Raw genomic sequence first — 4,701 nt, forward strand, 5'->3', positions numbered from 1 at the left:
CCATTTGAGCTGCATACGGAGTATTCTTTTTAGAACCTCTGAAACCCATTTTACCTGCAGATGACCAAGAAATAACTTCACCTTTTTTGTTTGTTAACGAAATGATGATGTTGTTAAAGGTTGCACTAATATGAGCTTCTCCTGTTGATTCAACGATAACTTTACGTTTTTTTGTTGTTGCTTTAGCCATATTACTTATTATTTAGTTGCTTTTTTCTTGTTAGCAACAGTTTTTCTTTTACCTTTTCTAGTTCTAGAGTTGTTTTTAGTTCTTTGTCCTCTCAAAGGAAGACCAGATCTGTGACGTATTCCTCTATAACATCCAATATCCATTAAACGTTTAATGTGTAATGAAACTTCTGAACGAAGCTCACCTTCAATTTTGAAATAAGAAACTGCATCACGAATTCCTCCGATTTCGTCATCATTCCAATCTTGAACTTTTTTATCTTGGCTAACTTGAGCTTTTTCTAAAATCTCAATTGCTCTACTTTTACCTATTCCGAAAATGTAGGTTAAAGCGATAACTCCTCTTTTGTTTTTTGGGATATCTACCCCTGCTATTCTTGCCATAACTATCCTTGTCTTTGTTTAAATCTAGGATTCTTTTTGTTGATTACGTATAATCTGCCTTTTCTTCGTACAATCTTGCACTCGGCACTTCTTTTTTTAACTGATGTTCTTACTTTCATTTTGAATATCTTTAATATCTATAAGTAATTCTTGCTTTTGACAGATCATAAGGGCTCATTTCTAGTTTTACTTTGTCACCAGGTAACAATTTAATGTAATGCATTCGCATTTTACCAGAGATATGAGCAATTACAATATGTCCGTTTTCTAACTCGACGCGAAACATTGCATTTGATAATGCTTCAATAATTGATCCGTCTTGTTCTATTGCTGATTGTTTTGCCATAAAAAATTAAGCTACTGCTTTTCTATTTTTACCACTTTTCATCAACCCATCATAATGCTTATTCAATAAATAAGAATTTATTTGTTGAATAGTATCGATAGCAACACCAACCATAATGATTAATGAAGTGCCACCATAGAACATTGCCCAAGATTGTTGAACATCGAGACTAACTACAATAGCTGGGAACACAGCAATTAAGGCTAGAAATAATGAGCCAGGGAATGTTATAAGAGACATGATTCTATCTAAGAAGTCAGCAGTATCAACACCCGGCTTAACACCTGGAATAAATCCGCCACTTCTTTTCAAATCATCTGCCATTTTATTTGTTGGAACCGTAATTGCAGTGTAGAAGAATGTAAAAATTACAATCATTGAAGCAAAAACTACATTATACCAAATTCCAAACATATCACTGAATGTTCCAGCAATTGATTGCGATGTCTCAGATTTTGAAAGACCTGCAACAGCAGCTGGTATAAACATAATTGCTTGGGCAAAGATTATAGGCATAACTCCAGCAGAATTAAGTTTTAAAGGAATCCATTGTCTGTTTCCTCCCATAATGTCTTGTTCGAAATCTCCAGTTGTAGTTCGGCGAGCATATTGCACTGGAATTTTTCTAACTGCCATTACTAATAGTACACATGCAATGATAACTAATAACCAGACAATAATTTCAAGTACTAACAACATAGGACCACCATTATTATTAGTAACTTTTGAAGTAAATTCTTGAATTAATGCCTGTGGTAATCTCGCAAGAATACCTACCATTATTAATAATGAAATACCATTTCCAATTCCTTTATCTGTAATTTTTTCTCCTAACCACATGGCAAAAATAGTACCTGTGGTAAGAATTAAAACTGATGAAAATAAAAATGCAAATGAACTGGCTGGAAGAAGAAAAGCTTCTGGCTGTAATGTTCTTTGTAAATTATAGATATAACCTGGGCCTTGAATTAGAGTAATACCAATAGTTAACCATCTAGTAATTTGATTTAACTTTTTTCTACCACTTTCACCATCTTTTTGCAATTTTTGCAGATAAGGTATAGCAATACCCATTAGCTGAACAACAATTGAGGCAGAAATATATGGCATAATACCAAGAGCAAATACAGATGCTTTTGAGAATGCACCTCCAGTAAACATATCTAAAATTGATCCAATTCCGTCTTTCGTTTGACCAGCTAAGCTATTCAATTGACTAGCATCAATACCAGGCAAGGTAACATGCGCACCAAATCTGTAAACTAATAAAAGACCAAGAGTTACCAAGATTCTATTTTTTAGTTCTTCTATTTTCCAAACATTACGTAATGATTCAAAAAATTTCTTCATTGTTATACTTGTTATAAAGTTACAGCTTCTCCACCAGCAGCTTCAATAGCAGCTTTTGCAGTTGCAGTAAATTTGTGAGCAGTTACTTTTAATTTGGCTTTTAATTCCCCTCTACCTAAAATTTTAACCATTTCATTTTTAGTAGCTAAACGATTTTCAACAAATACTGAAAAATCTACAGTATCGGTAACAACACCGTTCTCTACTAATAATTGAAGTGAGTCTAGATTTATCCCTTGGTATTCTTTACGATTAATATTTGTAAAACCAAACTTAGGCACACGTCTTTGTAGTGGCATTTGCCCACCTTCAAAACCAATCTTTTTTGAATAACCAGAACGAGACTTAGCTCCTTTGTGACCTCTTGCAGAGGTTCCACCTTTTCCGGAACCTTCTCCTCTACCTAATCTTTTATTTTGATTATGCGTCGAACCTTCAGCAGGTTGTAAGTTACTTAAATTCATAACTATATTTTTATTTAACTTCCTCAACGGAAACTAAGTGTTTAACTTTATTTATCATTCCAAGGATCGCAGGGTTTGAATCATGCTCTACAACTTGTCCCATTTTACGAAGACCTAAAGCTTCTAATCCTCTTTTTTGTGTAAGAGGACAATTGATTTTGCTTCTAACTTGTTTTACTAATAATTTAGCCATAATTTCCTTGAATTAACCTTTAAATACTTTTTCTAAAGAAATACCTCTTTGTTTTGCAACAGTAACAGCACTTCTCATTTGTAATAAAGCATCGAAAGTTGCTTTTACCACATTGTGAGGATTTGATGAACCCTGTGATTTTGACAATACATCATGAATACCAACTGATTCTAAAACTGAACGAACAGCTCCACCAGCAATTACTCCAGTACCGTGTGATGCAGGCATCAAAAATACAGCTGCTCCACCAAATTTTCCTTTTTGTTCGTGAGGTACGGATTGACCACTTAAAGGAATTCTAACTAAGTTTTTCTTTGCATCTTCTACTGCTTTAGCAATAGCTTCAGAAACGTCTTTAGATTTTCCTAACCCATGTCCAACAACACCGTTTTCATCACCTACAACAACAATAGCAGAAAAGCCAAAAGCTCTACCTCCTTTTGTTACTTTGGTAACACGATTTACACTTACCAAACGATCTTTTAATTCAAGACCACTAGGTTTTACTAATTCTACATTTTTGTATTTAGACATAATATATTAGAATTTAAGTCCAGCGGCTCTAGCGCCTTCTGCTAATGATTTAATACGACCGTGATATAAATAACCTCCTCTATCAAAAGTTACTTCAGTTATTCCAGCTTTAATTGCTTTTTCAGCAGCTAACTTTCCAACTGCCGCGGCAATTTCTATGTTTGTACCTTTTGTATCTACCCCTTTATCTTTCGATGAAGCAGCCAATAAAGTAACTCCATTCACATCATCAATTAGTTGTGTATAGATTTCCTTATTACTTCTAAAAACAGAAAATCTTGGTCTAGCAGCAGTACCGCTAACAATCTTTCTGATTCTGAATTTAATTCTTTGTCTTCTTTCAGTTTTTGTTAATGACATAATACTACTTTTTACGCTGATTTACCTGCTTTTCTTCTTAATACTTCGCCAACAAACTTAACACCTTTCCCTTTGTAAGGTTCTGGTTTGCGGAAACCTCTGATTTTTGCAGCGATTTGACCAATTAATTGTTTGTCGAAAGACGTTAACTTCACGATTGGGTTTTTACCTTTCTCTGATATAGTTTCTAGTTTTACTTCTGGAGTAACTTCTAAAACAATATTGTGAGAGAAACCTAAAGCTAAGTCTAATTTTTGTCCTTGGTTTGAAGCTCTATAACCTACACCTACCAATTCTAATTCTTTTGTAAAACCTTCAGATACGCCCAAAACCATATTATTGATTAATGATCTATATAATCCGTGTTTTGCTCTGTGATCTTTACTATCAGATGGTCTTTCTACTAGCAGTTGACCTTCTTCAACTTTTACAGTTACGTCTGCGTAATTCTGTGAAAGTTGACCTAATTTTCCTTTAACTGTTATTACTGTTTCACTAACTTCAACAGTTACACCAGCAGGAATTGAAATTGGATTTTTACCTATTCTTGACATTGTTTAACTGTTTTAATTAGTATACGTAGCAAATTACTTCTCCACCAACATTTAATTGCTTAGCTTGTTTTCCTGTCATCAACCCTTTTGATGTAGAAACAATAGCTATACCTAACCCATTAAGGATTCTTGGAATTTTTGATGAACCTGCATATTTACGTAAACCTGGTTTACTTATTCTTTGGATATCTTTTATTACTGACTCTTTAGTATCTTTATCATACTTCAGAGCAATTTTGATAGTTCCTTGAATAGAACTGTCATCAAATTTATAACTTAAGATATATCCTTGATCGAATAAAATCTTTGTGATTTCTTTTTTCAAGT

At 33.7% G+C, this 4,701-nt stretch carries 11 protein-coding genes; all 11 read right to left on the reverse strand.

Going from position 1 to position 4,701, the window contains the following annotated elements:
* On the reverse strand, positions 1-190 hold a 190-nt coding region (rpsK, locus tag ACOYLT_RS10130; protein ID WP_422853734.1), incomplete at its 3' end, for a 30S ribosomal protein S11.
* 8 nt (positions 191-198) lie between these two features.
* Positions 199-573, reverse strand: a complete 375-nt coding sequence (rpsM, locus tag ACOYLT_RS10135) for a 30S ribosomal protein S13 (RefSeq protein ID WP_133533890.1) — start codon at positions 571-573, stop codon at positions 199-201.
* Positions 574-575: 2 nt separating this feature from the next.
* Positions 576-692 carry a type B 50S ribosomal protein L36 gene (gene ykgO, locus ACOYLT_RS10140; RefSeq protein ID WP_081932050.1) on the reverse strand — a complete coding sequence of 39 codons (117 nt, stop codon included), beginning with the start codon at positions 690-692 and terminating at the stop codon, positions 576-578.
* 11 nt (positions 693-703) lie between these two features.
* Entirely contained in the window at positions 704-919 is a 216-nt protein-coding gene (infA, locus tag ACOYLT_RS10145; RefSeq protein WP_007136545.1) for a translation initiation factor IF-1, read from the reverse strand.
* A 6-nt stretch (positions 920-925) separates the two neighbouring features.
* The gene (gene secY, locus ACOYLT_RS10150; RefSeq protein WP_422853735.1) at positions 926-2,269 is read right to left on the reverse strand and encodes a preprotein translocase subunit SecY; all 1,344 of its coding nucleotides are present in this window, start codon (positions 2,267-2,269) and stop codon (positions 926-928) included.
* Between the two features lie 11 nt (positions 2,270-2,280).
* Positions 2,281-2,733: a 50S ribosomal protein L15 gene (rplO, locus tag ACOYLT_RS10155; RefSeq protein WP_422853736.1), complete on the reverse strand. Its 453-nt coding sequence runs from the start codon at positions 2,731-2,733 to the stop codon at positions 2,281-2,283.
* 10 nt (positions 2,734-2,743) lie between these two features.
* Positions 2,744-2,926 carry a 50S ribosomal protein L30 gene (gene rpmD / locus ACOYLT_RS10160; protein WP_121312865.1) on the reverse strand — a complete coding sequence of 61 codons (183 nt, stop codon included), beginning with the start codon at positions 2,924-2,926 and terminating at the stop codon, positions 2,744-2,746.
* Positions 2,927-2,938: 12 nt separating this feature from the next.
* A complete protein-coding gene (gene rpsE / locus ACOYLT_RS10165) occupies positions 2,939-3,463 on the reverse strand; it encodes a 30S ribosomal protein S5 (RefSeq protein WP_121312864.1) in 525 nt (174 codons plus the stop codon).
* A gap of 3 nt (positions 3,464-3,466) precedes the next feature.
* Complete coding sequence (rplR, locus tag ACOYLT_RS10170) at positions 3,467-3,820, reverse strand: 50S ribosomal protein L18 (protein WP_422853737.1); 354 nt, start codon at positions 3,818-3,820, stop codon at positions 3,467-3,469.
* 11 nt (positions 3,821-3,831) lie between these two features.
* Positions 3,832-4,374, reverse strand: coding sequence for a 50S ribosomal protein L6 (gene rplF / locus ACOYLT_RS10175; RefSeq protein WP_422853738.1), 543 nt, complete (start codon positions 4,372-4,374; stop codon positions 3,832-3,834).
* Between the two features lie 16 nt (positions 4,375-4,390).
* On the reverse strand, positions 4,391-4,701 hold a 311-nt coding region (rpsH, locus tag ACOYLT_RS10180; RefSeq protein ID WP_422853739.1), incomplete at its 5' end, for a 30S ribosomal protein S8.

The sequence above is a fragment of the Flavobacterium sp. genome (genome assembly GCF_049318185.1).
Classification (GTDB): domain Bacteria; phylum Bacteroidota; class Bacteroidia; order Flavobacteriales; family Flavobacteriaceae; genus Flavobacterium.

Coding starts and splice junctions, on each gene's coding strand:
- infA (WP_007136545.1), bottom strand. CDS start 919: ATGGCAAAACAATCAGCAATAGAACAAGACGGATCAATTATTGAAGCA.
- rpmD (WP_121312865.1), bottom strand. CDS start 2,926: ATGGCTAAATTATTAGTAAAACAAGTTAGAAGCAAAATCAATTGTCCT.
- ykgO (WP_081932050.1), bottom strand. CDS start 692: ATGAAAGTAAGAACATCAGTTAAAAAAAGAAGTGCCGAGTGCAAGATT.
- secY (WP_422853735.1), bottom strand. CDS start 2,269: ATGAAGAAATTTTTTGAATCATTACGTAATGTTTGGAAAATAGAAGAA.
- rplR (WP_422853737.1), bottom strand. CDS start 3,820: ATGTCATTAACAAAAACTGAAAGAAGACAAAGAATTAAATTCAGAATC.
- rplF (WP_422853738.1), bottom strand. CDS start 4,374: ATGTCAAGAATAGGTAAAAATCCAATTTCAATTCCTGCTGGTGTAACT.
- rplO (WP_422853736.1), bottom strand. CDS start 2,733: ATGAATTTAAGTAACTTACAACCTGCTGAAGGTTCGACGCATAATCAA.
- rpsM (WP_133533890.1), bottom strand. CDS start 573: ATGGCAAGAATAGCAGGGGTAGATATCCCAAAAAACAAAAGAGGAGTT.